This is a genomic window from Streptomyces sp. NPDC005761 (assembly GCF_040630635.1).
In the GTDB taxonomy this organism is placed as follows: domain Bacteria; phylum Actinomycetota; class Actinomycetes; order Streptomycetales; family Streptomycetaceae; genus Streptomyces.
Window position 1 is genome coordinate 133,230 of sequence record NZ_JBEXXX010000010.1, and the last position, 24,502, is coordinate 157,731.

The window sequence follows — 24,502 nt, forward strand, 5'->3', positions numbered from 1 at the left end:
TGGCGTCATGCACCCCCTCTCCTACACTTCGGTGTCCCCCGGTCCTCCCGGGCCCTCCGAACCGAACTGCTCGGCCCGCAGGGCGAGGTCCTGGAGGACGTCCGCGGACGAGACGTCCGTCTGCCCCGCGTCGTGCACCTGCGCCAGCATCGCGAACGCCAGGGTGAACGCGCCGACGAGTTGTTCCACCGCGCCGCCGACCTCCCGGCCGACCAGGACCACCACGTCCTCGATCGTGGCGTCCTCGGGGATCGCGATCCGTGGCATCGTCTCGTTGAGGAGGGCGGTCACCACGGTCGAATCGGTGCTGGGGTCGTCACGGTCCGGGTCCTCCTCCAGAAGACGGCGCATCTCGCCCGCTTCGGTGAGGATGCCGATCACACGTTTCACGACTTCGCTCTGCTCCATCCCGCGAGCATAGGCGCAGGCGCACCGGCCGACGAGGACAACAGGCGTCCGCCGTCCGCCGTGCCGGGCCCTCGTACGACGGCTCCCGCGGTGCCTCCCCTGCGGCGGGCGCCGGCCGGCCGTAGCGTACGAGGAAGGTCCGCTCGCGCTGCCGGGCCCGGCAACCCGGGCGGGGGCCCGACGGGTGGCAGGTACACGTACTGGCGCGGGGCGCACACCGACGCATTCAGGAGGCATCCATGACCGGCACCGAGCTTCCCGTGATCGCAGCGGTCGACGGGTCCACGCACAGCAGCGACGCGCTGGACTGGGCGGCCCGTGAGGCGTCCGGGCGGGGGCTCCCCCTGATGGTCGTGCATGTGCGCCTCCTGACCCGGCGCACCGGCCAGGACGCGCAGCAGCGCGAGGCGGAGGAACTCCTCGAGCGGTCCGTACGGCGTGTGAACCGGATCGCTCCCGGGCTGCGCCCCACGACGCTCGCACCGCTCGACTTCCCTTCGGCCGCGCTGGTCTCGCTCAGCCGCGACGCTTCGCTGGTGGTGGTCGGTTCACGCGGGCTGGGCGGGTTCCGCTCCCTGATGCTGGGCTCCAACAGCCTGGCGACCGCCTCGATGGCCAAGTGCCCCGTGGTCGTCATCAACGGCGGGCAGCCGGACGAGGAGCGGGACGAGAGCACTCCGGAGGTCTTCCGGGACGTCGTCGCCGGAGTGGCCGCGGACGAGAGCAGCGAGGGGGTGCTGGCGTTCGCCTTCGAGACAGCGGCGGCCCGGCCCGGTGCGCGGCTGCGGGTCGTACACGGCTGGACCATGTTCTCGTCCATGCTCTCCGGTGGCCCCGTCTTCGACCGGGACGCGGCAGCCGACTCCGCCGAGCGGTCACTCGCCGAGCTGACGGCGGGATGGCGCGAGAAGTATCCACAGGTCGAAGTCACGAAGGAGCCCGTCAACGGCTCCGCGTCGCGCACCCTGGTGACCGCGTCCGCGACCGCGGCCCTCACCGTGATCGGCCGGCGCAAGGGCGGCGAGTCCCTCGGGCTCGGGCTCTCCCCCGTCGCGCAGACGACGCTCACGCATGCGCTCGGACCGGTGGCCGTGGTCCCCTGCTGATCTGATTGCGGCGCCGTCGCCGCCGGCCCCGCGGGGGTCCTCCCCGGCCGGTTCCGGCCGTTCGCGGACCGACGTGGGCGCACGGCCCTTGGCCCCTGACCCCCGTGGGCCCACACTGACCCGATGACGCAGCGCGTGGATCTCTCGACCGTGATGGACCGGCTCTCCATCGATGCAGTGATCACCGGCTACGCGGTGGCGGTGGACGACGGTGCGTGGACGGACTACAGGGCCCTGTTCACCGCGGACGGCCGCGCCGACTACCGCACCGCGGGCGGCATCGAGGGCCCCGCGGCCGAGGTCGCGGACTGGCTCTCCGAAACCATGCTGCTCTTTCCCGTACGGCAGCATCTGATCGTCAACCGGCGCCTGGAGCTTCAGGACCTCGGCGGCTATCCGGGCGACCGCGCCCGGCTGCAGGCCGACTACATGAACCCGATGCGGCTCGTGGGCGGGCCGGAGGGGGAGGCCGGTTCCGCGGACCGGGCGACCACCCCGAACTTCGTCTCCGGCGGGCGTTACGCCTTCGAGCTGCTGCGTACCGACGCCGGCTGGCGGATCCAGTGCGTGACGGTCCACGAGAAGTGGCGGAACCTGTCGGGCGCCCTCACCGCCGGATGATCCGCCGGATGACGCGCCGGGCGAACCGCCCCGTCCGCTTCCGCTGCCCCACACTGGGAACAACAGGGGGAACCGTTGGCGGACGATGCCTGCCCCCTGGCAGGACGAGGAGGGGCGGTATGCCGAGCGGGGCCGTGGGGCGGATGCGGGGCGACCGGATACTCGGCTCACCCCTGTGGCGCGGCGGAGCCGCGCTCCTGGCAGGTGCGTTGCCGGCGCTCGCCTTCCCCGCACCGGGACTGTGGTGGTTCGCGTACGTGGCGCTGGTCCCGTTGCTGCTGCTGATCCGGTCAGCCGGTACGGGGCGCCGGGCGGCGCTCGACAGCTGGCTCGGCGGGACGGGCTACATGCTGGCGGTCCACCACTGGCTCATGCCGAGCCTGCATGTGTTCATCGTGGTGCTGGCGGCCCTGCTCGGTCTGCTGTGGGCCCCGTGGGGGCTGCTGGTCTCCCGGCTCCTCCGTGGGCGGGTGTCCGGCGTGCGGGCCGTGGCGGCCGTGACCGTGGTCCCGTGCGGCTGGTTGATGATCGAGACGGTCCGGTCCTGGGAGGGGCTCGGCGGCCCCTGGGGGCTCCTCGGCGCGAGCCAGTGGCAGGTTCCGCCGGCGCTCAGGCTGGCGTCGGTGGGCGGGGTGTGGCTGGTGAGTCTGCTGGTGGTCGGGGTGAATACGGCGCTCGCCCTGCTGTTCACCGCGCCTTCCGCCCGAGTGCCCGCGGTCGTCGCGCTCGTGGCGGGTGCCGTGGCCGTGGGGGCGGTGTGGGTGTGGGCGCCGCAGCCCGAGCGGGCCGGGACGGTGCGGATCGCCGTCGTGCAGCCCGGTGTCGTCGAAGGCCCCGGCAGCGTGCAGCGACGCCTCGCGCGCAGCGAGGAGCTGACGCGCTCGCTCGCGGGCCGGGACCTCGACCTGGTCGTGTGGGGTGAGAGCAGCGTCGGCGTCGATCCGGCCAGGCGGCCCGATGTCACCGCCCGGCTCGCGGCGCTGTCGCGCCTGGTGGGTGCCGATGTGCTGGTGAACGTGGACGCCCGGCAGACCGACGGGGCGGGCCGGACCGGGATCTTCAAGAGCGCGGTGCTGGTGGGCCCGCAGGGGCTGACCGGGGACCGTTACGACAAGATGCGCCTGGTCCCCTTCGGGGAGTACGTCCCCGCCCGTTCGGCGCTCGGCTGGGCCACTTCGATGGGCAAGGCGGCGGGCGAGGACCGCCTGCGCGGCACGGGCCCGGTGACGATGGCGCCGCCCGGTGCTCACGGCCTGCGCATCGGCCCTTTGGTCTGCTTCGAGTCCGCTTTCCCCGACATGAGCCGGCGGCTGACCCGTGACGGCGCCCTGGTCCTGATCGCGCAGTCGTCCACGTCGTCCTTCCAGCACGGCTGGGCGCCCGGTCAGCATGCCTCGCTGGGGGCGCTGCGGGCCGCCGAGAACGGCCGCCCGATGGTGCACGCCACCCTCACGGGCGTCAGCGCGGTGTACGGCCCGCAGGGGCAGCGCCTCGGGGCTCCGCTCGGTACGGACACGAGCGGGGCGGCGGTGTACGGCGTGCCGCTGGCCCGGGGCACGACGCTGTACGTCCGGCTGGGCGACTGGCCCCTGTACGGCGCGCTGGGCGTGCTGGCCGCCTTCTGTGCCTTCGCGGGCATTCGGGATGTGCGCCCGCGCGAGCGCACGGCGCCGTCGGGGGCGGTGGCCGCGGTGGTCCCGGCAGATGCGGGCTCGGTGGGCTCCGCCCGTACGGCCGAAGAGGAGCCGAGGAAGTCGGCACCCCAGTGAGTCCGGGTCTCAGAGGATGCTGCGGCCCGGCCCGTGCACGGTGACGATGTCGCCCATGGCGTCGACGGTGAGCGCGACCCGTTCGACCTTGCTCGTCACACCCAGGACCAGCCAGACCACGCCCCACAGGAAGCAGGTGAGGGCGGTCAGCACGGCGTGCAGCACGTGGTTCGGCAGCTTGCCCCTGACCATGACGATCTGGGTCTCGGAGCGGGACTCCACACTCCAGCCGCGCGCGATCCGCTGGTTGACCGCCCAGTCGAGGATCAGGGCACGCTGCACGGCGTCGGGCGGCCGCCCGTCCGCCGAGTAGTACCCCGGAGGCGGCTGGAGCGCACCCCAGCCCTCTGGCTCGCGGTGGCGCTTCACGAGGTCACCTCCACGGGCCGGCGGTCCATCCACCCAGCCTGCATCGGGCCCGTACCGCACGCATCCGGAACGTCGCGGTGCGGCCGGGCCGCATGCACTACGCGCAGTCGAGGTCCATCAGGACGCGCTCACACAGCTCGTGCGTCTCCAGGGCGTCCCGGGCGCTGCGCAGCTTTCCGGCCCGGACGGCGTCCAGGAATGACAGGACGCTCTGTTCGATGCCGCGCTGGCGGGCCACCGGTACCCAGTCGCCGCGTCGCCGCAGGCTCGGCTGGCCCTTGTGGTCGATGACTTCGGCGAGGTTGACCACTTCGCGCTTGGAGTCCTGGCCCGAGACCTCGAGCCGCTCCTCGGTCGAGCCGCTGAGGCGGTTCATCGCCCCGACGGCGGTGAAGCCGTCCCCGGAGAGCTGGAGCACGACGTGATGCATCAGGCCGTCGCGGATCCTGCCCCGGACGACCGTGTGCTCGACGGGCCCGGGCACCAGGAACCGCAGGGTGTCGACGACGTGGATGAAGTCGTCGAGGACCATGGTCCTCGGTTCCTCCGGCAGCCCGACCCGGTTCTTCTGCATGAGGATCAGGTCGCGCGGGTGCTCGACGCACTGCGCGTAGCCGGGCGCCACCCGGCGGTTGAAGCCGACCGTGAGCGAGACACCGCGTGCCTCGGCGAGCTCCACCAGGCGCGCGGACTCGGCGAGTTCGTAGGCCAGCGGCTTGTCGACGTAGGTGGGGACACCGGCTTCGAGCAGCCGGCGGGTGATCTCCGGGTGCACGGCCGTCGGTGCGTGTACGAAGGCAGCGTCCAGGCCCTGGGCGAGCAGGGAGTCGAGGTCGGTGTGGCACTGCCCGGCCGGGATGCGGTGCGCGGCGGCAACGGAGGACAGGGTGGCTGGGGTGCGGGTCTGCAGATGCAGTTCGACCCCCGGCAGGGTGGTGAGTACCGGCAGGTACGCCTTCTGCGCAATGTCGCCGAGCCCGATGCAGCCGACCTTCACAGGGTCTCCCTCTCGCTGTTCAGCGCGGCACGTCGCGGGCCTCCTCCGTGGAGGCCGGCCGCGGCCGGGCCTGCGCGTCCTTGGTCCGGGCAGCATACGTGTGCTGCGGCGGCCGCCAGTCGGCGATGCCGTCGAAGGTGCGCAGGACGAGCCCCGGCCCGAGCCGGGAGAGCGTGGACATCACGAAGTCCCTCGCGGCGACGGCGGGGGCGGAGGTCAGCCGCATGAGCCGGGTGACCTGTGCGGCCTTGCGGACGACGGCGGTCGTCCGCGGGAGCCGGTCGGCGGTGTAGCCGGCCAGACCCGCACCGAGGTCCCCGCCCGGTGCCACGTGGTGGGCGAGCACGATCCCGTCCTCGATGGCCTGGTTGCCGCCCTGCCCCAAGGTGGGGGCCATCGCGTGGGCGGAGTCGCCCACGAGGACCGTGCGGCCGCGGTGGAAGGCGGGCAGCGGTTCGGTCATCTGGTACACGTCGTTGCGCAGCACACCCTCGGGCAGGGCGGCTGCGATGATCCCCGGGAGCGGGGCGTGCCAGTCGCCGAAGCGGCGCAGCAGTTCCGCCCGTTCGTCGCCGGCCCGCTCCCCGGCGGGGGCGGCGGCCGCCGCGTACGCGTAGACACGGCCGTCCTTGAGCGGCTGGGTGCCCCAGAGGGCGCCGCGACCCCACGTCTCGTGCGGGGCGAACGGCTCGGGGGGTGCGGAGACGACGACACGCCAGGTGGTGAGACCGGCGTAGGACGGCCCGGGGTGATCCGGGAAGAGCGCGCCGCGTACGGCGGAGTGGATGCCGTCGGCGCCGACGACGAGATCCGCCTCGATCGTCCCGTCCGATGTGCGGATCATGGCCTGCCTGCCCCCTGCGACCCCCGGATCCACGAGGTACGCCTGGCAGTTGGTGCGGATGGCTGTCGCGGGCAGTCCGGCGGCGAGACAGTCGATGAGGGTGGCCCGGTGGACCAGCACGAGCGGGCCGCCGAACCGTTCGGCGGCGGCGGTGCTGTCGGTCCGGGAGAGCCAGCGGCCGTCCGGGCTGCGCATGCCTCCCTCCCCCTGCCAGGCCGCCAGGGCCCTGATGTCGTCGCCGAGCCCGATGACGTCGAGTGCGCGCTGAGCATTGGGGGCGAGGCCGATACCGGCCCCGACGGGCTCCAGCGAAGCGGCCCGCTCCAGGACCGTGACCTGCCAGCCGGAGCGGTGCAGCGCCACCGCTGCCGTGAGGCCACCGATTCCGCTGCCGATGACGACCGCGCGGGGAGTGTCCATGGCTCCTCCTCATCTCTCAGGAACTACGCCTGTAGTGACACGGTGACATTACTACAGGTGTAGTTTCAGCGGTAGGTTGACCCCATGGCCACACGCACCGCCGCCGCCTCCTCACGGGCCGCGCTCATCGCCGACGCCGCACTCGCGCTCCTCGCCGAACGCGGCATGCGCGGACTGACCCACCGCGCCGTGGACGAGCGCGCGGGGCTGCCCCAGGGGTCGACGTCCAATTACGCCCGCACCCGGCAGTCCCTGCTGGAGGCGGCGGTGCGCCGACTGGCCGAACGTGAGGCCCGGGTGCTCGCACCGGGAGATCTTCCGGTGCCCGGCCCGGGGCCCGGCGGCCCCGTGGAAGGCACGCCGGGGCCCGTCGCCGCAGCTGCCGCACCGGGCGAGGGCTCCGGACCGGCCCTGGGCCCCGACGCGCTGATCGCAGGCCTCGCGGCGGCCCTCCACCGCTACCTGACCGGCCACCCCGACCTGCTCGTCTGCCGGTACGAACTCGCCCTGGAGGCCACCCGCCGCCCTGAACTGCGTGCGTTCTACGACGCGACGGGCCGGCAGTTCCGCGAACCGCTGGAGGCCCTGATGGCGGCGGCCGGATCGCCGGAGCCGGGACGGCACACCCTGTCCCTGGTGGCCTGGTGCGAGGGGCTGATGTTCTCGTGCGCGGCGGGTTCCCACCACCGCTCCGTCCCGACCGAGGCGGAGCTGCGCACCGGCTTCGGCGAACTGTTGCGCGGGATGCTGGGCGACCTCTGAGGAACCCCGCCCGGCGACACCCGGGGCGTCGTGCTGACCGGGTCACTCGTGCGGGCCAATCCGGGCTTTCCGACTCCCCCGGCGGCCCGTCCGCACCCCAGAGTTGATCAGGTGCATCGAACCAGAACCACCGTGAAACTCCTGGTCGGCGTGGCTGTCACGGCCCTGTCCGGGTGCGTGTCCGTACAACCGGATCCGAGCGCACCGACGCGCCCGCCGAGCAGTCGGCCGGCGCAGGACCTGGCCCCGCAGATCGTCCGGCCCCCGGTACGCGACACGCTGGAGGCGCTGCCGGATCCGAAGCCCTCGCCCCCGGCTTCCCGCCGGGCGGCTCCGGCGCCCCCGGCAGCGCGCCGCGACGGCCCGCCGCCCCCGCAGCAGCACCGGCCCCGCCCGGCGCGCCCGCAGCCTCGCCGGGCCGCTCCGCCCGCGCCCGCTCCCGCATTGCCGGCGCCGGTCACCGGGGCGGACGTATGTGCGCTCGGCCGGGGCTACGGGCACTGGCCCGCGGGCAGTCCGCAGTCGCGGATCTGCGACGACACCTACGGCCGCTGACGCGACGGCAGGGCGTGGTCCGGCGCCCGGCACCGGCGGGCCACCGGACCTCGCCCTCCCTCGCACGGGCCCCGTCCGCGACGCACCGGTCAGAGCTCCCGCAGCCGCCGCTCCAGCCGCCCGATGGCCGCCCGGACACCGCCTCCGTAGCCGTCGTCCACGCCGTCGTCCGCAAGGACGCCCGACGCCTCTCGGGCCCGGTCCAGATGGATCCGGGCGGCGGCGGGACGCCGGAGCTTCACGTAGTCCGCTGCGAGGTTGAGGTGCAGCGAGGGACGGAAGGCACGTACCGCGAGCGCGTCCCGGTGCCGCGCCGCACCCTCGCCGCTCAGCGTCTGGGCGGCGGAGAGGGCCCGCAGGTCCCAGGCCAGTTCGTCGCCTGGGTCGTCCTGGGTGTCGGCCATGTAGTGGGCGAGGGTGCACCGGTGCAGCGCGTCGCCGCTCTCACCGATCTCCGCCCAGAGCGCACCGAAGCGGTTGCGCGCCTCCTCCCGGTCACCGCCGTGGAGCAACATGATCGCCTGGCCGATTCTGGTCATGACGACGTCCTGCGACGCCTCCTGCTGCTCCGTCACCGCGGTCTCCCTCGCACCTGTCCGCCCACGCCCGGCCGATCGATTTCGGCACACTCGGACCGCTTCCTGATGGATCCCTGCCATATCTTCCGGATCCGTCCGGTTGCAGCCGGTTCGACGCTAGTCGTCGTGGCGGACATTCGCACTCAGGCTCCGGCGCGCCCTCAGCCCAGGTCGGGGATGCGCCAGTCGATGGGCCGGTGCCCCTGCGCCGCGACCGCCTCGTTGATCTGCGTGAACGGGCGCGAGCCGAAAAACTTCTTCGCCGAGAGCGGTGAGGGGTGCGCGCCCTTCACCACCACGTGGCGCTCCTCGTCGATCAGCGGCAGCTTCTTCTGCGCGTAATTGCCCCAGAGCACGAAGACCGCCGGGTCGGGCCGTGCGGCGACGGCACGGATCACGGCGTCGGTGACCTTCTCCCAGCCCTTGCCCTTGTGGGAGTTGGCCTCACCCGCACGCACGGTCAGCACCGCGTTGAGGAGGAGAACACCCTGCTCGGCCCATGGCATCAGATATCCGTTGTCCGGGACCGGCAGGCCGAGCTCCTCCTTCATCTCCTTGTAGATGTTGCGCAGGGAAGGCGGCGTCTTCACACCCGGCCGCACGGAGAAGCACAGACCGTGGCCCTGGCCCTCGCCGTGGTACGGATCCTGGCCGAGGACCAGGACCTTCACCTTGTCGTACGGGGTCGCCTCCAGGGCAGCGAACACCTGCTCCCGGGGCGGATAGACCGGCCCGTCGGCCCGCTCCTTCTCGACGAATTCGGTGAGCTCCCTGAAGTAGGGGCTCGCGAGCTCCTCGCCGAGGACGCCGCGCCAGGACTCGGGCAGCGGGTAGGTGTCGGTCACGTCAACAACCTCCGGTAAGCAATCGGTTCTTGATCCCAGAACCTACCGGGGGCCACTGACAACGGGCTCCGGGGAGCCCTCCGGGGGCCGGGACGCCGGCCCCCGGGGCCCGCTACCAGCTGGCCTTGCGGTACAGCTCCCACATCTGCATGACCGTCTGCGGGTCCAGCGCGCGCTCGCCGCCGCCGATGTCCTCGCCCGCGGCGACGTAGAGCTTGCCCTGCCACAGCGGCAGCAGCCGGACATCGTCGACCAGGATCTTCTGGGCCCGCTCGAACTGCTTGCTGACCGCGCCGCGGTCGCTCTCCTTGCGGGACTGGGGCAGCAGCTCGTTCGTGATCTCGTTCTTCAGGTAGGGCATGCCGGTGACGCTTTCCTTGCCGACAAACGGGGCGATGAAGTTGTCGGGGTCCGGGAAGTCCGGGAACCAGCCTCGGCCGAAGACGGGGTACTCGCCCTTGGTGAAGCCCTCCTGGAAGGTCTTCCAGGGCTTGCTCTTCAGGGTGATCCTGAACAGCCCGGAGGCTTCCAGCTGGCGCTTGAGCTCGGTGAACTCGGGGGCCGTCGAGGATCCGTACCGGTCGGTCGTGAACCAGAACGTCATCGCGACCGGCTCGGTGATGCCCGCGTCGGTGAGGATCTTCCTGGCCTTCTTGCGGTCCGGGTCGCCGAACGTGTCGAAGAAGCTGGTCGCGTGGGCCGCGATGCCCTTGGGGACCATGGAGTAGAGCGGTTCGGCGGTACCCCGGTAGACCTTCGCCACCAGGGCGTCACGGTCCACCAGCTGGGCTATGGCGCGCCGGACGGCCGGGTTCCCGGCTGCCGGGTCCTCCGGGTTGAAGACCAGGAAGCGGATGTCGGCGCCGACCGACTCGACGATCTGCAGGTCGCTGTTCGCTTCCTTGTTGTCCTCGAGGTTCACGACCTCCTCGGCCCCCAGGCCGCGGTACGTGGCATCGATCTCGTTCTTCCTGAGCGCCGCGACCATGGCACCGGACTCCTTGAAGTACCGGATGGTCACCGCGTCGTTCTTGCGATCGGCGAAGCCCTTGTAATCGGGGTTGCGCACCAGCTCGGAACGGTCCCCCTGCTTGTAGCCGTCCAGCAGGTAGGGGCCGGAACCGGTCACCGTGCCGTCGTCGCGGATCTTGTGCTCCGAGTACGCGCTGGGCGCCACCAGCGACATGGCCGGCGTGGCCAGCACGAACGGGAAGGTGGCGTCCGGCTTGCTCAGGTGGAAGATGACGACGTCGTCGCCCTTGGTCTCCACCCGGTCGAGCGAGCCGAGCATGCCCACCGGGCCGCCCTTCACCGCGATGGTCCTGATCCGGTCGATGGAGTACTTCACGGCCTCGGCGTCGAGCTTGTCCCCGTTGGAGAACTTCAGCCCCGCGCGGAGCTCGCAGCGGTAGGCGGTGCTGGTGTTGTCGGTGAACCGGCAGTTGTCCGCGGCGTCCGGCACGGGGCTCGTGCTGCCGGTGGGAAAGCTCACCAGGGTCTGGAACACGTTGCGCATCAGCTCCCAGGAGCCGTCCCAGGCCGCGGCGGGATCAAGGGTCGACGGCGAACTGGTGGTCCCGACCGACAGCTTCTGTTCCACGTCCGAATCGCCGCCGGGGAGCAGACCGCAGCCGGCCAGCAAAGACAGGGAAGCAAGGGCTGCAGCAGCCTGCAGACTGGCCCGGTAGAACACGTGCACGCTCCTCGATCAGCCATGGGTCGGCAGACCATACCGCAGCGCCCCGCCGGGTCAATCCGCTGGTCCGGCGGGGCACTTGAGGCAATCAGGGCCAAACCGGCCCAGGCCGTTCTCAGCTCACGCCGGCATTCAGGAAAATCCCGCCGTCGACCACGAGGGTCTGCCCGGTGATCCAGTCGGACTGGCTCGACGTGAGGAAGGCAGCTGCCCCGCCGATGTCCTCGGGGACACCGAGCCGGCCCAGCGGGTACGCTGCCGCCGCCTCCGCCTCGCGGCCCTCGTACAGGGCCTGGGCGAACCTGGTCTTCACGACCGCGGGTGCGATCGAGTTGACCCGGACGACCGGCGCGAACTCGTGGGCGAGCTGCAGGGTCAGATTGACCATGGCCGCCTTGCTCATGCCGTACGCGCCGATGAAGGGCGAGGCGGAGACACCCGCGACGGAGGCGATGTTGACGATCGCCCCGCCGTTCTCCTTCTGCCACGCCTTCCAGGTCTGCTGGGCGAAGCCGAGCGCCGAGATCACGTTCGTCTCGAAGACCTTGCGGGCCACATCGAGGTCGAGTTCCGCGATCGGCCCGAAGACCGGGTTCGTACCGGCGTTGTTGACCAGGAAGTCGACCCTGCCGAACGCCTCCATCGTGCGCTCGACGGCCGCCGCCTGGTGCGCCTCGTCGTGCGCCTTGCCCGCGACTGCGATGACCCGGTCGGAACCGAGTGCCTCGACGGCCTCCTTCAGCGCGTCCTCGCCACGTCCGGTGATGCACACCCGGTCGCCGCGGGCGACGAGCGCCTCGGCGATGCCGTAGCCGATGCCCCGGCTCGCCCCGGTGATCAGCGCGACCTTGCCACTGTCCTGCACAGTCATGATGTCCGTAGCCCTTCGGGTCAGTTGAGCGGTCCGCCGGCGACGTACATGACCTGGCCCGAGACGAAGCCCGCGTCGTCGCCCGAGAAGAAGGCGATGGCGTTGGCGATGTCCTCGGGGAAGCCGACACGCTGTACCGGGATCTGAGTGGCGGCGGCGGCCTGGAACTCCTCGAAGCCCATGCCGACGCGCTCCGCCGTCTGCGCGGTCATCTCGGTGACGATGAATCCCGGAGCCACGGCGTTGGCCGTGATGCCGAACTTGCCGAGCTCCTTGGCGAGCGTCTTGGTGAAGCCCTGCAGACCCGCCTTGACGGCGGCGTAGTTGGCCTGGCCGCGGTTGCCGAGGGCCGAGGAGGAGGACAGCGAGACGATCCGGCCGAACTTGGCGTCCACCATGTGCTTCTGGACGGCCTTGGCCATCAGGAACGCGCCCTTGAGGTGCACGTTCATCACGATGTCCCAGTCGGACTCGCTCATCTTGAAGAGCAGGTTGTCGCGGAGCACGCCCGCGTTGTTGACGAGGATCGTCGGGGCACCGAGCTCGGCGGCGACCCGGGCGACAGCGGCCTCCACCTGGGCGCTGTCCGACACGTCGCAGCCGACGGCGAGGGCGCGGCCGCCCGCGGCGGTGATCTTCTCGACGGTGTCCTTGCAGGCCGCCTCGTCGAGGTCGAGTACGGCGACGGCGCGGCCCTCGGCCGCCAGGCGGACCGCGGTGGCGGCACCGATGCCCCGTGCGGCTCCCGTCACGATGGCTACGCGCTGCTCGGTGGTGGACATGCTTGGCTCTCCTCGCCCTTGGGTCGCGGCTCAGCGGACGTCGGGACCGTTCCCGCGCGTCATGCCCGCGGGAACGTTCGCGATAACTGAGCAACCGCTTAGTACCTTCAGCAGACGAGACGCTAGAAGCCCTGGCACCCGGTGTCAACGGCCCACGGACGCAGCGGCGCATGTCACACCGGACGGCGCCGTCCCCGCGGCGGACGGGGGCGGCGCCGCAGCGGCCCGTATCAGCGCACCAGCAGGTCGAGAAGCCGTTCGACCTCGGCGGCGGGGTCCGTGGTGAGACCGCTGTGCACCGGGCTCGGCTGGATGACGGTCGAGCGCGGCGCGATGAGCCAGCGGAAGCGTCGGCCTGCGTCGTCCCCCGCCGCCTGCCCCGCGTCCGTACCGCCGCGGCAGACGCCCTCGACGGCGTGCAGGGCGGCCCGCACGCCGGTCACGTCGGCGCCGGGGTCCAGGGCCCGGAGCTTGCCCTCGTCGAGTTCGGTGCGGGCGGCGACGAACCCCTTGGCGCGGCAGTAGACCACCACCCCTGCGTTGAAGAACTCACCGCGCTGGACCCGTGGCACCACACGCAGGAGGGCGTACTCGAAGACATCGCGCTTGCTCACGGCCGGCCGCCCTTCTCGCTGTTCTCGTCGTCGTGCCGCGGGGCGAGGCGCTCGGAGAGCCATCCCGGGGCCTGTGAGGGCTTGGAAGCGGTCGGCGCGTCCAGGGTGATCCGCTCGTGGATCGTGGCGGCGCGCGGCAGCAGCGCCTCCACGTAGGCGCGCCGCAGCTGGTCGGTCGACTCGAAGCCCGGCTCGTCCACCAGCCACTCGTCCGGCACGTCTGCCGCGACCTCGGTGAGCAGTTCCCTGGTGACCAGCGGGGCGAGTTCGGCCGCGGCCGCCGCGATGTCGGGGGCGAACGGCGCGAGCGCGTGGTCGGACGCGTTGTACGGCTTGGCTGCGGACGCCTGGACACCCGGCCAGTTGTGGTGCCAGATCATGGTGGCGCCGTGGTCGATGAGCCACAGGTCGCCGTGCCAGATCAGCATGTTCGGGTTGCGCCAGGAGCGGTCGACGTTGTTGATCAGCGCATCGAACCAGACGACGCGTCCGGCCTCACGGGGATCCACCTCGTAGGCGAGCGCGTCGAACCCGAGGGAGCCGGGCAGGAAGTCCATCCCCAGGTTGAGCCCGCCGCTGGCTTTGAGCAGCTCCTGCACCTCCTGGTCGGGTTCGGCGAGACCGATCACCGGGTCCAGCTGGATCTGCACGAGATCGGGCACGCGCAGCCCGAGCCGCCGCCCGAGCTGTCCGCAGATCACCTCCGCGACGAGCGTCTTGCGGCCCTGTCCGGCTCCGGTGAACTTCATGACGTACGTACCCAGGTCGTCGGCCTCGACGATCCCGGGGAGCGAGCCGCCCTCACGCAGGGGCGTGACATAGCGGGTCGCGGTGACTTCTGTCAGCATTTCGCCAGGCTATACGGCGCCGCTTCCTGCAGTTCCATGACCGGCGCCGGGGCGATGGAACCGGCGGGAGCACTCCGCGGCTCGACCCACCCGGGGCGCGGCGGCCCGTCGGCTCGACCGAGCCGCTCACCCGCATCCTCCACGCCACCTCCCGCCCCCGCCTGCCGCCCTCGCCGCACACCGGGCCGGCTGCGCACCGTTCAGGAGGCGCCGTACACCGGCTGCGGGATCACGGCCGCGGCCAGCAGACCGGTCACCGCCTCGCCGGCCTCGGCCGGGGTCCAGCGGGCGCCCTTGTCGGCGGTGGGGCCGGGCCGCCAGCCCTCCATCACCGTGATCCGTCCGGCCTCGGTCTCGAAGACGCGGCCGCTCACCCCGGCGGACGCGGCGGAACCCAGCCATACGACGAGCGGCGAGACGTTCTCCGGCGCCATCGCGTCGAATGCCCCCTCCCCGGGGGCCGCCATCGTCTCGGCGAAGGCGGCCTCGGTCATCCGGGTCCTGGCGGCCGGGGCGATCGCGTTGACCTGGACGCCGTAGCGGCCCATCTCGGCGGCGGCCACCAGGGTCAGCCCCACGATGCCCGCCTTGGCGGCCGCGTAGTTGCCCTGGCCGACACTGCCCAGCAGCCCTGCCCCGGAAGCGGTGTTGACGACCCGGGCCGACGGCGTCCGGCCGGCCTTCGCCTCGGCACGCCAGTACGCCGCCGCGTGCTTGAGCGGCAGGAAGTGCCCCTTGAGGTGGACACGCATCACCGCGTCCCAGTCGTCCTCGTCCAGGTTGACCAGCATCCGGTCACGGAGGAATCCGGCGTTGTTGACGAGCGTGTCGAGCCGGCCGAAGGAGTCGAGCGCGGTGGCGACGAGGGAGGCAGCGCCCTCGGAGGTGGCGACGTCTGCGTGGTGGGCGACCGCCTCGCCCCCGGCCGCCCGGATCTCCGTCACGACCTGCTGGGCGGGGCCGGCGCCCGGGCCCGAGCCGTCGAGGCCCACCCCCAGGTCGTTGACGACGACTTTCGCGCCCTCGGCGGCGAGGGCCAGGGCGTGCGCACGGCCGAGTCCACGGCCGGCGCCGGTGACGACGGCGACGCGTCCGGCACACAGGGCGGTCGGTGAGGTCATGGCGAGTGTCCTTTCGAGGGGCGGGAGCAACGAGCGATGTGTGGGGGCGCCGGTAGCGCCGAGTGTCATGACGCCCTCCCGCGCCGTTCGTATCGCTGCTACCTTTTGGACCTAACAAACGTTTGGTGGAAAGGTAGCTGATCCGCTCATGGGTGTCTCCACCTCCGTCCCCCGCGAGGGCGTCGCTCTCGTCACGGTGGACTTCCCTCCGGTCAACGCCCTGCCCGTACAGGGCTGGTACGACCTGGCAGCGGCGGTGCGCGCCGCCGGGGCCGACCCGGACATCCGCTGCGTGGTGCTCACCTCCCAGGGACGTGGCTTCAATGCGGGCGTGGACATCAAGGAGATGCAGCGCGCCGAGGGGCCCGAGGCCCTGATCGGCGCCAACCGGGGCTGCTTCGAGGCGTTCGCGGCGGTCTACGAGTGCGAGGTCCCGGTCGTCGCCGCCGTGCACGGCTTCTGCCTGGGCGGCGGCATCGGCCTGGTCGGCAACGCGGACGTGATCGTGGCAGCCGAGGACGCGACCTTCGGCCTGCCGGAGCTGGACCGCGGCGCGCTCGGCGCTGCCACGCACCTGGCGCGGCTGGTGCCGCAGCACCTGATGCGGACCCTCTACTACACCTCGCGCACCGTGACGGCGGAGGAACTGCACCGGCACGGCTCGGTGTTCGGCGTCGTGCCGCGCGAGGGGCTGACCGGGGCCGCCCTGGACCTGGCCGGGGAGATCGCCACGAAGAACGGCGTTCTGATCCGGCTGGCCAAGGCCGCCATCAACGGCATCGACCCCGTCGACGTACGCCGCAGCTACCGCTTCGAGCAGGGCTTCACCTTCGAGGCCAACCTCAGCGGCGTCGCCGGCCGGGTGCGCGACACCTTCGGCACGGACAAGGAGCAGCGGTCGTGACACAGGACAAGACGATGGCGGCCGACGACGTCGTCGGCCGGCTGGAGAGCGGCATGACGGTCGGCATCGGCGGCTGGGGTTCGCGCCGCAAGCCGATGGCACTGGTGCGGGCGCTCCTGCGCTCCGGCATCACCGACCTGACCGTGGTGTCGTACGGCGGCCCCGACGTGGGGCTGCTCGCGGCGGCCGGGAAGATCCGCAAGCTGGTCGCGGCCTTCGGGACGCTCGACTCGATCCCGCTGGAGCCGCACTTCACGGCGGCCCGGCAGCGCGGCGCCTTCGAGATGGTCGAGATGGACGAGGCGATGATGATGTGGGGCCTGACGGCGGGCGCACAGCGACTGCCGTTCATGCCGGTACGCGCCGGCCTCGGCTCGGACCTGATGGAGGTCAACCCGGCCCTGCGGACGGTCACGTCGCCGTACGAGGACGGGGAGAAGCTGGTCGCCGCTCCGGCGCTGCGGCTGGACGCCGCTCTGGTCCACCTCAACCGCTGCGATGTGCAGGGCAACGGCCAGTACCTGGGCCCCGACCCGTACTTCGACGATCTGTTCTGCGAGGCGGCCGATCAGGGATTCGTCTCCTGCGAGCGGATCGTGGAGACGGCCGACCTGCTGAAGGAGCACGGACCGCAGACGCTGCTGATCAAGCGGATGTTCGTGGACGGTGTCGTCGAGACACCCAACGGGGCGCATTTCACCTCCTGCGCACCCGACCACGACCGGGACGAGGCCTTCCAGCGCGCCTACGTCCGGGCCGCCCGCGATCCCGAGGCCTGGCCCGCCTTCGTCGAGCGGTTCCTGTCCGGGGACGAGGCCGCCTACCAGGCCGCCGTCACCGCGTTCCACCAGGAGGAAGCATGAGCGGCACCGGGACCACCGGCATCGGGTCGGCGAGCCGCGCCGAGTACTGCGTGGTGGCGTGCGCCGAGGCGTGGCGGGGCGCGGGCGAGGTCCTCGCCAGCCCCATGGGCACCGTCCCGGCCATCGGGGCACGCCTGGCGAGGCTCACCTTCTCTCCCGAACTGCTGCTGACCGACGGGGAGGCGCTCCTGATGAGCGACACCCCGGCGGTGGGGGTGAGGCCGGGGAGCGTCGAGGGCTGGCTGCCGTATCGCCAGCACCTGACGCTCACCGCCACGGGACGCCGGCACGTGATGATGGGCGCCAGCCAGATCGACCGGCACGGCAACCAGAACATCTCCTGTATCGGCGACTGGGCCAGGCCCACCCGCCAACTGCTCGGGGTGCGCGGCGCCCCCGTCAACACCCTCAACAACCCTACGAGTTACTGGGTGCCCAAGCACTCTTCGCGGGTGTTCGTGGAGCACGTCGACATGGTCAGCGGCGTCGGGTACGACCGTGCGGCAGTGGCCGGTCCCTCGGCCACCCGCTACCACCGCATCCCCGAAGTCGTGAGCAATCTGGGCGTCTTCGACTTCGAGACCCCCGACCGCACGATGCGGCTGCGCTCCCTGCACCCCGGTGTGAGCGTCCAGCAGGTCACCGAGGCCACCGGTTTCACCCTCGCCGTGCCCGGCGAGGTGCCGTTCACCCGGGAGCCCACGGAGGACGAACTCCGCCTCATCCGCGAGGTCATCGACCCCAGGGGGCTCCGCGAACGCGAGGTCCCGGCGTGAGCGGGCCTGTGCCGTTTACGACCGCGCTCACCGAGCTGACCGGGGTGCGCTACCCGATCGTGCAGACCGGCATGGGCTGGGTGGCCGGCCCCCGGCTGGTGTCGGCCTCCGCGAACGCGGGGGCGCTCGGCATCCTGGCCTCCGCGACGATGACGGCCGGGCAGCTCCGCGCGGCGGTCCGCGAGGTCAAGTCCCGTACGGACGAGCCGTTCGGCGTCAACCTCCGGGCGGACGCGGGCGACGCGGGCGAGCGGGTCCGGATCATCATCGCCGAAGGGGTACGGGTGGCGTCCTTCGCGCTCGCCCCCTCCAAGGATCTGATCGCCCGCCTCAAGGACGCCGGCGTCGTCGTCATCCCGTCCATCGGCGCCCGCCGGCACGCGGAGAAGGTCGCGGCATGGGGAGCCGACGCGGTGATGGTGCAGGGCGGCGAGGGCGGCGGCCACACAGGCGACGTGGCCACGAGCGTGCTGCTCCCCCAGGTGGTGGACGCCGTCGGCATACCGGTGATCGCCGCGGGCGGCTTCCACGACGGCCGCGGACTGGTCGCCGCGCTCGCCTACGGAGCGGCCGGGATCGGCATGGGCACGCGGTTCCTGCTCACCTCCGACAGCCCTGTCCCCGAGGCGGTGAAGGCGAAGTACCTGGCCGCCACGGTCAAGGACGTCACGGTGACGGACCAGTTGGACGGCCTGCCGCACCGCATGCTGCGTACCGCCATGGTCGACTCGCTGGAGCGCTCGGGTCGCGCCACCTCCCTGCTGCGGGCGCTGCGGCACGCCTCGGCCTTCCGGAAGGAATCCGGTACGAGCTGGCCCCAGCTGGTCCGCGACGGCGTGGCGATGAAGCACGGCAAGGAGCTCACCTGGAGCCAGGTACTGCTGGCCGCCAATACCCCCATGCTCCTGAAGGCTTCGCTGGTCGAGGGGCGTACGGACATCGGGGTGATGGCCTCGGGGCAGGTGGCTGGGCTGATCGACGATCTGCCGTCCTGCACGGAGCTGGTCGAGCGGATCATGGACGAGGCGCGGGCGGCGCTGAAGTCGCTGCCGGGGGCGGACTGACGTTCCTGGTGTACGTGGGTGGAGTGGGCGGTCCGAATCCGCGGGCCGCTCCACCGCGAGGCAATGGATGAGGTCATGCACGCCCCTGCGCCATGGTCCGGCACACCCGGACACCGCAGCGGGACGCACCCCGGAGGCGTGCACGCCCGTGAGCGCCCGTCCGGACCCGGCGCGACCGGTTCGTGGCGTGCGTCGGCCGGTGCTGGGCCGGGCGGGACACGGACGACGACGCCCGCGCACCGGGCTCGACGGCCGGACCCCGGGCTTCCGCGACGCCTTCGGCATCAGGCCCAGGGTGCGAACGGCGGCGGGGCGGGGGCGGGGCCAAGGGTGGTGGTGCCCGGTTCGGCGCGGTGTCCGAGGCCGGTCCGGTAGGCGTTCAGTGCCGCTTCCGTGCGGCCCTCGCGGCGCAGCAGGTCCCCGAGCAGCCGGCAGATGTCGGCGAGGTCTCCGGCGGCTCCCGTCTGTTCGAGCAGGGAGAGCGCGGTGGCGTAGTGCAGTTCGGCCGCCTCGACGTTGCCGGCCTCCTCGGCGATCAGCCCGAGGAGCCGGCGCGCGCCACCGGCGTGCAACGCCCCGCGGCCCGGTTTGAGCCCGGCCAGCAGGCTCTCCAGCAGCTCCGCGGCCTCCCCCGACTTCCCGCTCCGGCGAAGGACGTCGGCGAGTTCGACCTCCACCTGTGAGACGTACAGGGCCGCCCGCTTGGACACCAGCATCGAACGCGCGGTGCGCAGTTCCGCCTCCGCCTGCGCCAGGTCGTCGTGCTGGGCGCAGACGTATCCCCGCATCCAGTGGCAGTGAGCCAGTTCGGTACGGATCTGGAGCTGCTGATACAGCTCGGTGGCCCGCGCCAGGGAGGCCTGTGCGGCGTCGGCCTTGCCTTCGGCGAGCAGGGTACGGGCCACTGTCCGGTGCATCGTGGCGACCAGGGCGGGGTCGGACACCTGCGACACGAGGGCGAGGGCGAGTTCGGCGGCCTGCGCGGCGCGGGCGTGGGCGCCCATGTCCATGTACGGGGCGATCGAGGCCGTGTAGAGCTGGAGCAGGGCGCCCGGGTCGTGCAGCCCGGACGTGTTCAGCTCGTCGATCGCGCTTTCCAGCAGGTAGCACGCGTAGCGGAGTTCACCGGCCAGGTAGTGGGCGACCGACCTGCCCCGGACCGCCCGCGCCCGGGCGGGGAGCGGCTCGTGGGCCAGCGCGTGTTCGGCCGCCTCGAAACGGGCCAGGGCTTCCGCCGGTTCGCCCGTCTCCAGCGCGCATTCCCCGAGGCCCACGAGTGCCGCCGCCCGTTCCGGGGCGAGCCCGTACTCCTCGGCCCGGCCGAGGATCTGTTCATAGGCGGCCCGCGCGTCGGCGGCGTCCTCGGCGGCCAGTATCCGCTGGGCGTCGGCCAGTTCCATCCGGAGCGCCGTGATGAGGTGGGCGGGCCTGCCGGTGGTGAGTTCCTCGAGGCCGACGCCGAGCCGTTCGGCGATGTGCCGGAGGGCGGCTTCGGAGGGCCGCACCTTGCCGGCTTCCAGGGTGGAGACGTACGCGGCGGTGTAGGCGGGCTCGGCGAGTTGCCGCTGCGTCAGTTCGCGCGCCTTGCGGAGCCGCTTCACCCGGCGGCCGATCGCAGCCGCTGTCTCCTGCTCCTGCGGCTGTTCCCGGTTCGGCCGGTCGGGAGCTTCGCCGTCGGCCGTGCGCTGCGGTTCGCCGGTCGCCCTGCTGATTCCCACCATGGCTGCCCCTCGTCCTGCGTCTGCCGGTGGTCACCGGCTGGATCATTCTGCGTTCGGGACACCGTCGCGGACACCGCAGGGCCGCGCCCCCCGCTCCCCCGAGGCCTGCGGGACTGTTGCCAACGGATCGTCGCCAGCCTAGGTTGTGCGGGCAGTTAAGCATATTTACATGGCCGCTTTACTTCACTTCCGGCTGGACAGCAGAGCGAGGCTTGGCATGCGCACATCCAGAGCAGCCGCTATATCCGTGGGCGTCGCGCTCACCGCCATCATGGGGGCGGCTCTCGCCACTCCCGCCGTCGCAATGGACCCGGAGCCCGCCCAGGAACCGGGTGTCACCGTGGAGTACTTCCCCGAGCCCGGCGGCGAGGGCCGACGGACCGAGGTGCCCGTCAACACGCCTGCGGTGAGCGGTCGTTCCGCCGCCCGGAGCGCGGCGCCCTCCGTGGAGACGACGGACGGAGAGGTCGGGAAGCTGTCGGTGACCGGCCCCTCGGCCGACCGGCTCGACGTGGTGATCGTCGGCGACGGCTACACCGCCGACCAGCAGGACGCCTTCCACACCGCGGCGGCCTCGAAGTGGGCGGACATCACAGGCATCGAGCCCTACTCGAGTTACCAGGGCCTGATGAACGTGTGGACCGTCGACGCGGTGTCGGCCGAGTCCGGCATCACCGGCGACCCCACCGCCGACGTCACCAAGGACACCGCCCTCGGCAGCTACTTCTGGTGCTCGCAGACCGAGCGCCTGATCTGCGCCGACATCGACAAGGTCGCCTCCTACGCCGCCAAGGCCCCCGAGGCCGACCTGGTCATCGTCGTCTCCAACTCCACCAAGTACGGCGGCGCCGGCTACTCGGGCCTCGAGGCGGAGGGCTACCCGTTCGACGGCGTCTCGACCCTCTCCTCGGACAACGCGCAGTCGAGCATGATCGCCGCCCACGAGATCGCCCACTCGGTCGGGCTCCTGGCGGACGAGTACACCTACGACAGCTACGGCACCTGGTCGGGTGGCGAGCTCCCCGACATCAACTCCAGCACCTTCACCGCGCAGCAGATGGCCGCCGACCGGACCAAGTGGTACCGCTGGCTGGGCGAGACCGACCCCACGGGCGGCACCGTCGGTACGTACGAGGGCAGCAGCTACTACCCGTTCGGGATCTACCGCCCTACGTCCAACTCCCTCATGCGCGCCCTGAACATCAGCGAGTTCAACCTGCCCGGTCGCGAGGCCATGATCGCCGGCTTCTACCGCGAGGCCAACGCACTGAGCAGCAAGGCCGGCACGCGAAGCGCGATCCTCAGGACGAGCCGCATCAAGGTCTCCCAGGCCGAGCTGACCGGCCTGGCCGCGCCGGAGCTGCGCTGGTACGTCGACGGCGTCCAGGTGGAGCGGGCGCGGGGTCTCACCAGCGTCCTCCCCGCCGCGCTGGGCGTTCGCGCGGACGGCAGGACGCACACCGTCACGGTCGAGTCCCGGGACCGGACCGATTCGGTCCGCGACCCGCTGGTCCGGGCCGAGGCGACGGAGCGCCTGACCTGGACGGTCAAGGCCTCAGGGCGCCAGGCCCCCAAGCACCACTGACGGCCTGCCGGCGCCGCACCCGCCCTCCCTCGCAGCCCGGGCGGGTGCGGCGCCGGGGTGACAGGCGTCCGGCAGCGCGATCCGGGCGAACGGCGGGTCGAAAAGGCCCGCACCTACCCGGAATTATGGCTTCCATCACAGCGCCCGCACATACGTTCTGGTCAGATCAGCGGATGCTCGGTCTCCTCCTGCGCCGCCTGCCCTTCTGGGTCCGCGAGCCCGTATTCATCCTGGTCGGGTCCGTTTTCGGGGTACGCATCATGTATCTCGCCTTCCATGATCACTCCTGGGTCGAGGCCGGCATCGGCCTGGCCTTCCTCGTCGGCACCGCGTTTCGCATCCGGACGGTGGTCCGTACGCTGCGCGCACGCCGGAGCCGGACGGTCGCCGCGGTCGACGCACCGGCCGACGCGATGCCGCAGCAGCAGCCCGGAGTGGGGTCGGCACCGTCGAGGAAGGAGCCCAACGCCTGGGGGCAGGCCTTCGCGGCCGTGGCCGTGTTCGGGGCACTCGCAGCCGCCCTGTGGGTGGTTCCTGACATGACGTCGGGCGACAACGGCATCCCGGAGCCCGCCTCCTGCTCGGACAGCGAACACGAAAAGCTGTCGCAGGCGTATGCCGGGACGCCTAAGGCCGTGACCGGTGACGAACTGTGCACGGCGCTCAACCGGCCCGACCTGCCAGAGATCCTCGGAAGGCCTGACGAGTTGGCGACCACGGCTTACGGCACCAGCGGCACCGCACCCTTGACCGGGGGAAAGATCGCCCAGCCGGAAGCCGAGGTCCAGTTCGCCACGTACACCGTGCACTTCTCGGCGACGTACAACCAGCTGTCGATCGCCCAGTACGTGAAGATGCTGAAGACCGGAGGCGAGGAGTTCAAGACCCACGAGGTCCTGGGGCGGCCCGCGGTCTTCTCCTCGGATCACACCATGCAGTTCGACCTCAGCCGCAAGAGCGGACCTGTCGAGGAAGGCCCCCTGGCCAGGACGCTGTCCGTCGCCTTCGACCGGCAGGACGAGGGCGGCTATTACGACATCACCGTATGGAGCAGCTTCACTTCGCCCCCCGCCGACAGCCTGCTCCTCGACATCGCGAAGGAGGTTCTCCCTGCGCTCCCGGACCGGACTGCTCGATGAGACGTCGCCCCACCGGTGGCGCGCGTCACCGACGACCGCGACAGAGCGAGGCCGGCGGTCCTGAACCCGCCGAAGCCGCTGCCGGGCCGGGCACCCCGCGGCGCCGCGACCGGGTGGCATGGCGGGCTACCGGAGGGGGAGGTCGGCCCCGCGTTCGTGCGGGGGCCGGGGGCCGTCGAGCCGTCTGTCGGCTTCCGCGATGTTGATGTCATTGATGCTCGCCTCGCGGCGCCGCATGAGGCCCTGCTCGTCGAACTCCCACAGCTCGTTGCCGTAACTGCGCCACCACCGGCCTTCCGCATCGCGCCACTCGTACTGGAAACGGACGGCGATGCGGTTCTCCTGGAACGCCCAGAGGCTCTTGCGGAGCGCGTAGTCCAGTTCCCGCTGCCACTTGCGCGTCAGGAAGTCGACGATCTCCTCGCGCCCGTTGACGAACGTGTCCCGGTTCCGCCAGACCGAGTCCGGCGTGTAGGCCAGTGCCACCCGTCGGGGATCGCGGGAGTTCCACGCGTCCTCGGCGGCCTGGACCTTCTGCAGGGCCGTCTCCCGCGTGAACGGCGGGTAGGGCGGTCGATCCTCCGACATTGCTGCCTCCTCGGACTGAGAACGCTCGTTCCCCATCGATGGCGACTAAGGTAGGGAACGCACGTTCTCGATGTCAAGGAGTCTCGGATGCCGGCCCCCCTCACCCCGGAGCGAAGCCGCCTGGATCGCGAAGCGCTGCTCGACGCGGCCGAGAAGCTCTTCTACGAGCGGGGCATCCAAGCTGTTGGAATGGACGCGGTGCGCACGGCATCCGGTCTGCCGCTGAAGCGGATCTACCGGTTCTTCCCGGCGAAGGAGGACCTCGTCGTGGCCGTGCTCCGGCGTCGTGACCAACGGTGGAGGGGGGACCTCGCCGCCCATGTGGAGCAGGCCCACGACCCCCGGGAGCGCGTACTCGCGGTCTTCGACTGGCTTGCCGAGTGGTTCTCCGAGCCGGGTTTCCGCGGATGCGCCTGGATCAACGCCCACGGTGAACTCGGCCCGTCGTCCGAGGCGGTGCTCAGCGAGGTCCGGTCGCACAAGCGGGCGTTTCATGCCCAGGTCACCGCGTGGGTCGACGCCACCGGCGTGCCGGTGGCCGAACCGGTCTTCCTCCTCGCCGAAGGAGCCGTCGTGACGGCGGGCATCAGCGGCGACCCGGCCCCGGCCCGCCACGCCCGGTCAGCCGCCGCGGCTCTGCTCGGGGCGCCCTGACG

Annotated in this window: 26 protein-coding genes; 12 read left to right on the forward strand and 14 right to left on the reverse strand. The window is 71.7% G+C overall.

Annotation, left to right across the window (positions count from 1 at the left end; genetic code table 11):
• Positions 1-21: 21 nt before the first annotated feature.
• A complete protein-coding gene (locus ABZ434_RS12805) occupies positions 22-408 on the reverse strand; it encodes a hypothetical protein (protein WP_359134797.1) in 387 nt (128 codons plus the stop codon).
• A gap of 239 nt (positions 409-647) precedes the next feature.
• On the opposite strand from ABZ434_RS12805, the gene ABZ434_RS12810 reads away from it, so the two are divergent.
• The 3 genes from ABZ434_RS12810 to lnt all read left to right on the forward strand — a co-directional run bounded on the left by ABZ434_RS12810 (position 648) and on the right by lnt (position 3,904).
• On the forward strand, positions 648-1,514 hold the full coding sequence (locus ABZ434_RS12810; protein ID WP_359134799.1) for a universal stress protein: 867 nt from the start codon (positions 648-650) through the stop codon (positions 1,512-1,514).
• A gap of 123 nt (positions 1,515-1,637) precedes the next feature.
• Entirely contained in the window at positions 1,638-2,135 is a 498-nt protein-coding gene (locus ABZ434_RS12815) for a nuclear transport factor 2 family protein (protein WP_359134801.1), read from the forward strand.
• 143 nt (positions 2,136-2,278) lie between these two features.
• Entirely contained in the window at positions 2,279-3,904 is a 1,626-nt protein-coding gene (gene lnt, locus ABZ434_RS12820; RefSeq protein ID WP_359134935.1) for an apolipoprotein N-acyltransferase, read from the forward strand.
• 9 nt (positions 3,905-3,913) lie between these two features.
• Here lnt and ABZ434_RS12825 read toward each other — a convergent pair whose 3' ends face one another.
• From ABZ434_RS12825 to ABZ434_RS12835, 3 genes are all read right to left on the reverse strand, one after another.
• On the reverse strand, positions 3,914-4,273 hold the full coding sequence (locus tag ABZ434_RS12825) for a hypothetical protein (protein WP_359134803.1): 360 nt from the start codon (positions 4,271-4,273) through the stop codon (positions 3,914-3,916).
• A gap of 97 nt (positions 4,274-4,370) precedes the next feature.
• Positions 4,371-5,270 (reverse strand): Gfo/Idh/MocA family oxidoreductase, encoded by a 900-nt coding sequence (locus tag ABZ434_RS12830; protein ID WP_359134805.1) that lies wholly within the window; start codon positions 5,268-5,270, stop codon positions 4,371-4,373.
• 19 nt (positions 5,271-5,289) lie between these two features.
• On the reverse strand, positions 5,290-6,534 hold the full coding sequence (locus tag ABZ434_RS12835) for an FAD-dependent monooxygenase (protein ID WP_359134807.1): 1,245 nt from the start codon (positions 6,532-6,534) through the stop codon (positions 5,290-5,292).
• Positions 6,535-6,618: 84 nt separating this feature from the next.
• Here ABZ434_RS12835 and ABZ434_RS12840 point away from each other — a divergent pair, with 84 nt between their 5' ends.
• A complete protein-coding gene (locus ABZ434_RS12840) occupies positions 6,619-7,296 on the forward strand; it encodes a TetR family transcriptional regulator (RefSeq protein WP_359134809.1) in 678 nt (225 codons plus the stop codon).
• Positions 7,297-7,407: 111 nt separating this feature from the next.
• A complete protein-coding gene (locus ABZ434_RS12845) occupies positions 7,408-7,851 on the forward strand; it encodes a hypothetical protein (RefSeq protein WP_359134810.1) in 444 nt (147 codons plus the stop codon).
• Positions 7,852-7,940: 89 nt separating this feature from the next.
• Here the strand turns inward: ABZ434_RS12845 and ABZ434_RS12850 are convergent, their stop codons facing one another.
• From ABZ434_RS12850 to ABZ434_RS12885, 8 genes are all read right to left on the reverse strand, one after another.
• Positions 7,941-8,426, reverse strand: coding sequence for a hypothetical protein (locus ABZ434_RS12850; protein ID WP_359134811.1), 486 nt, complete (start codon positions 8,424-8,426; stop codon positions 7,941-7,943).
• Positions 8,427-8,590: 164 nt separating this feature from the next.
• The gene (locus ABZ434_RS12855) at positions 8,591-9,274 is read right to left on the reverse strand and encodes a uracil-DNA glycosylase (RefSeq protein WP_359134813.1); all 684 of its coding nucleotides are present in this window, start codon (positions 9,272-9,274) and stop codon (positions 8,591-8,593) included.
• 112 nt (positions 9,275-9,386) lie between these two features.
• Positions 9,387-10,967: an ABC transporter substrate-binding protein gene (locus ABZ434_RS12860; RefSeq protein ID WP_359134815.1), complete on the reverse strand. Its 1,581-nt coding sequence runs from the start codon at positions 10,965-10,967 to the stop codon at positions 9,387-9,389.
• 118 nt (positions 10,968-11,085) lie between these two features.
• Positions 11,086-11,841: an SDR family oxidoreductase gene (locus ABZ434_RS12865; protein WP_359134817.1), complete on the reverse strand. Its 756-nt coding sequence runs from the start codon at positions 11,839-11,841 to the stop codon at positions 11,086-11,088.
• A gap of 20 nt (positions 11,842-11,861) precedes the next feature.
• Positions 11,862-12,623 carry a 3-oxoacyl-ACP reductase FabG gene (gene fabG / locus ABZ434_RS12870; RefSeq protein ID WP_219567929.1) on the reverse strand — a complete coding sequence of 254 codons (762 nt, stop codon included), beginning with the start codon at positions 12,621-12,623 and terminating at the stop codon, positions 11,862-11,864.
• 230 nt (positions 12,624-12,853) lie between these two features.
• Entirely contained in the window at positions 12,854-13,237 is a 384-nt protein-coding gene (locus ABZ434_RS12875; RefSeq protein WP_359134819.1) for a DUF3037 domain-containing protein, read from the reverse strand.
• Positions 13,234-14,085 (reverse strand): HipA family kinase, encoded by an 852-nt coding sequence (locus tag ABZ434_RS12880; RefSeq protein WP_359134820.1) that lies wholly within the window; start codon positions 14,083-14,085, stop codon positions 13,234-13,236. The genes ABZ434_RS12875 and ABZ434_RS12880 overlap by 4 nt, the downstream gene beginning before the upstream one ends.
• A gap of 200 nt (positions 14,086-14,285) precedes the next feature.
• Complete coding sequence (locus ABZ434_RS12885) at positions 14,286-15,206, reverse strand: SDR family oxidoreductase (RefSeq protein WP_359134822.1); 921 nt, start codon at positions 15,204-15,206, stop codon at positions 14,286-14,288.
• Between the two features lie 148 nt (positions 15,207-15,354).
• Here ABZ434_RS12885 and ABZ434_RS12890 point away from each other — a divergent pair, with 148 nt between their 5' ends.
• Genes ABZ434_RS12890 through ABZ434_RS12905 form a run of 4 tightly spaced genes read left to right on the forward strand, consistent with a single transcriptional unit; the run spans position 15,355 to position 18,813 of the window.
• Positions 15,355-16,110, forward strand: a complete 756-nt coding sequence (locus ABZ434_RS12890; protein ID WP_359134824.1) for an enoyl-CoA hydratase family protein — start codon at positions 15,355-15,357, stop codon at positions 16,108-16,110.
• Between the two features lie 14 nt (positions 16,111-16,124).
• Complete coding sequence (locus ABZ434_RS12895; protein WP_359134937.1) at positions 16,125-16,973, forward strand: CoA-transferase; 849 nt, start codon at positions 16,125-16,127, stop codon at positions 16,971-16,973.
• Positions 16,970-17,749 (forward strand): CoA-transferase, encoded by a 780-nt coding sequence (locus ABZ434_RS12900; RefSeq protein WP_359134826.1) that lies wholly within the window; start codon positions 16,970-16,972, stop codon positions 17,747-17,749. Before ABZ434_RS12895 ends, ABZ434_RS12900 begins: the two co-directional genes overlap by 4 nt.
• Positions 17,750-17,757: 8 nt before the next feature.
• A complete protein-coding gene (locus ABZ434_RS12905) occupies positions 17,758-18,813 on the forward strand; it encodes a nitronate monooxygenase (RefSeq protein ID WP_359134828.1) in 1,056 nt (351 codons plus the stop codon).
• A 284-nt stretch (positions 18,814-19,097) separates the two neighbouring features.
• Here ABZ434_RS12905 and ABZ434_RS12910 read toward each other — a convergent pair whose 3' ends face one another.
• Complete coding sequence (locus ABZ434_RS12910; protein ID WP_359134939.1) at positions 19,098-20,531, reverse strand: helix-turn-helix domain-containing protein; 1,434 nt, start codon at positions 20,529-20,531, stop codon at positions 19,098-19,100.
• Positions 20,532-20,781: 250 nt separating this feature from the next.
• Here ABZ434_RS12910 and ABZ434_RS12915 point away from each other — a divergent pair, with 250 nt between their 5' ends.
• On the forward strand, positions 20,782-22,119 hold the full coding sequence (locus tag ABZ434_RS12915; protein WP_359134830.1) for a M64 family metallopeptidase: 1,338 nt from the start codon (positions 20,782-20,784) through the stop codon (positions 22,117-22,119).
• A 173-nt stretch (positions 22,120-22,292) separates the two neighbouring features.
• Entirely contained in the window at positions 22,293-23,258 is a 966-nt protein-coding gene (locus ABZ434_RS12920; protein ID WP_359134832.1) for a DUF6215 domain-containing protein, read from the forward strand.
• Positions 23,259-23,384: 126 nt separating this feature from the next.
• Here ABZ434_RS12920 and ABZ434_RS12925 read toward each other — a convergent pair whose 3' ends face one another.
• Positions 23,385-23,846, reverse strand: coding sequence for a nuclear transport factor 2 family protein (locus tag ABZ434_RS12925; protein ID WP_359134834.1), 462 nt, complete (start codon positions 23,844-23,846; stop codon positions 23,385-23,387).
• A gap of 87 nt (positions 23,847-23,933) precedes the next feature.
• Between ABZ434_RS12925 and ABZ434_RS12930 the strand changes: the two genes are divergently transcribed.
• The gene (locus ABZ434_RS12930; RefSeq protein ID WP_359134836.1) at positions 23,934-24,500 is read left to right on the forward strand and encodes a TetR/AcrR family transcriptional regulator; all 567 of its coding nucleotides are present in this window, start codon (positions 23,934-23,936) and stop codon (positions 24,498-24,500) included.
• Positions 24,501-24,502 lie beyond the last annotated feature (2 nt).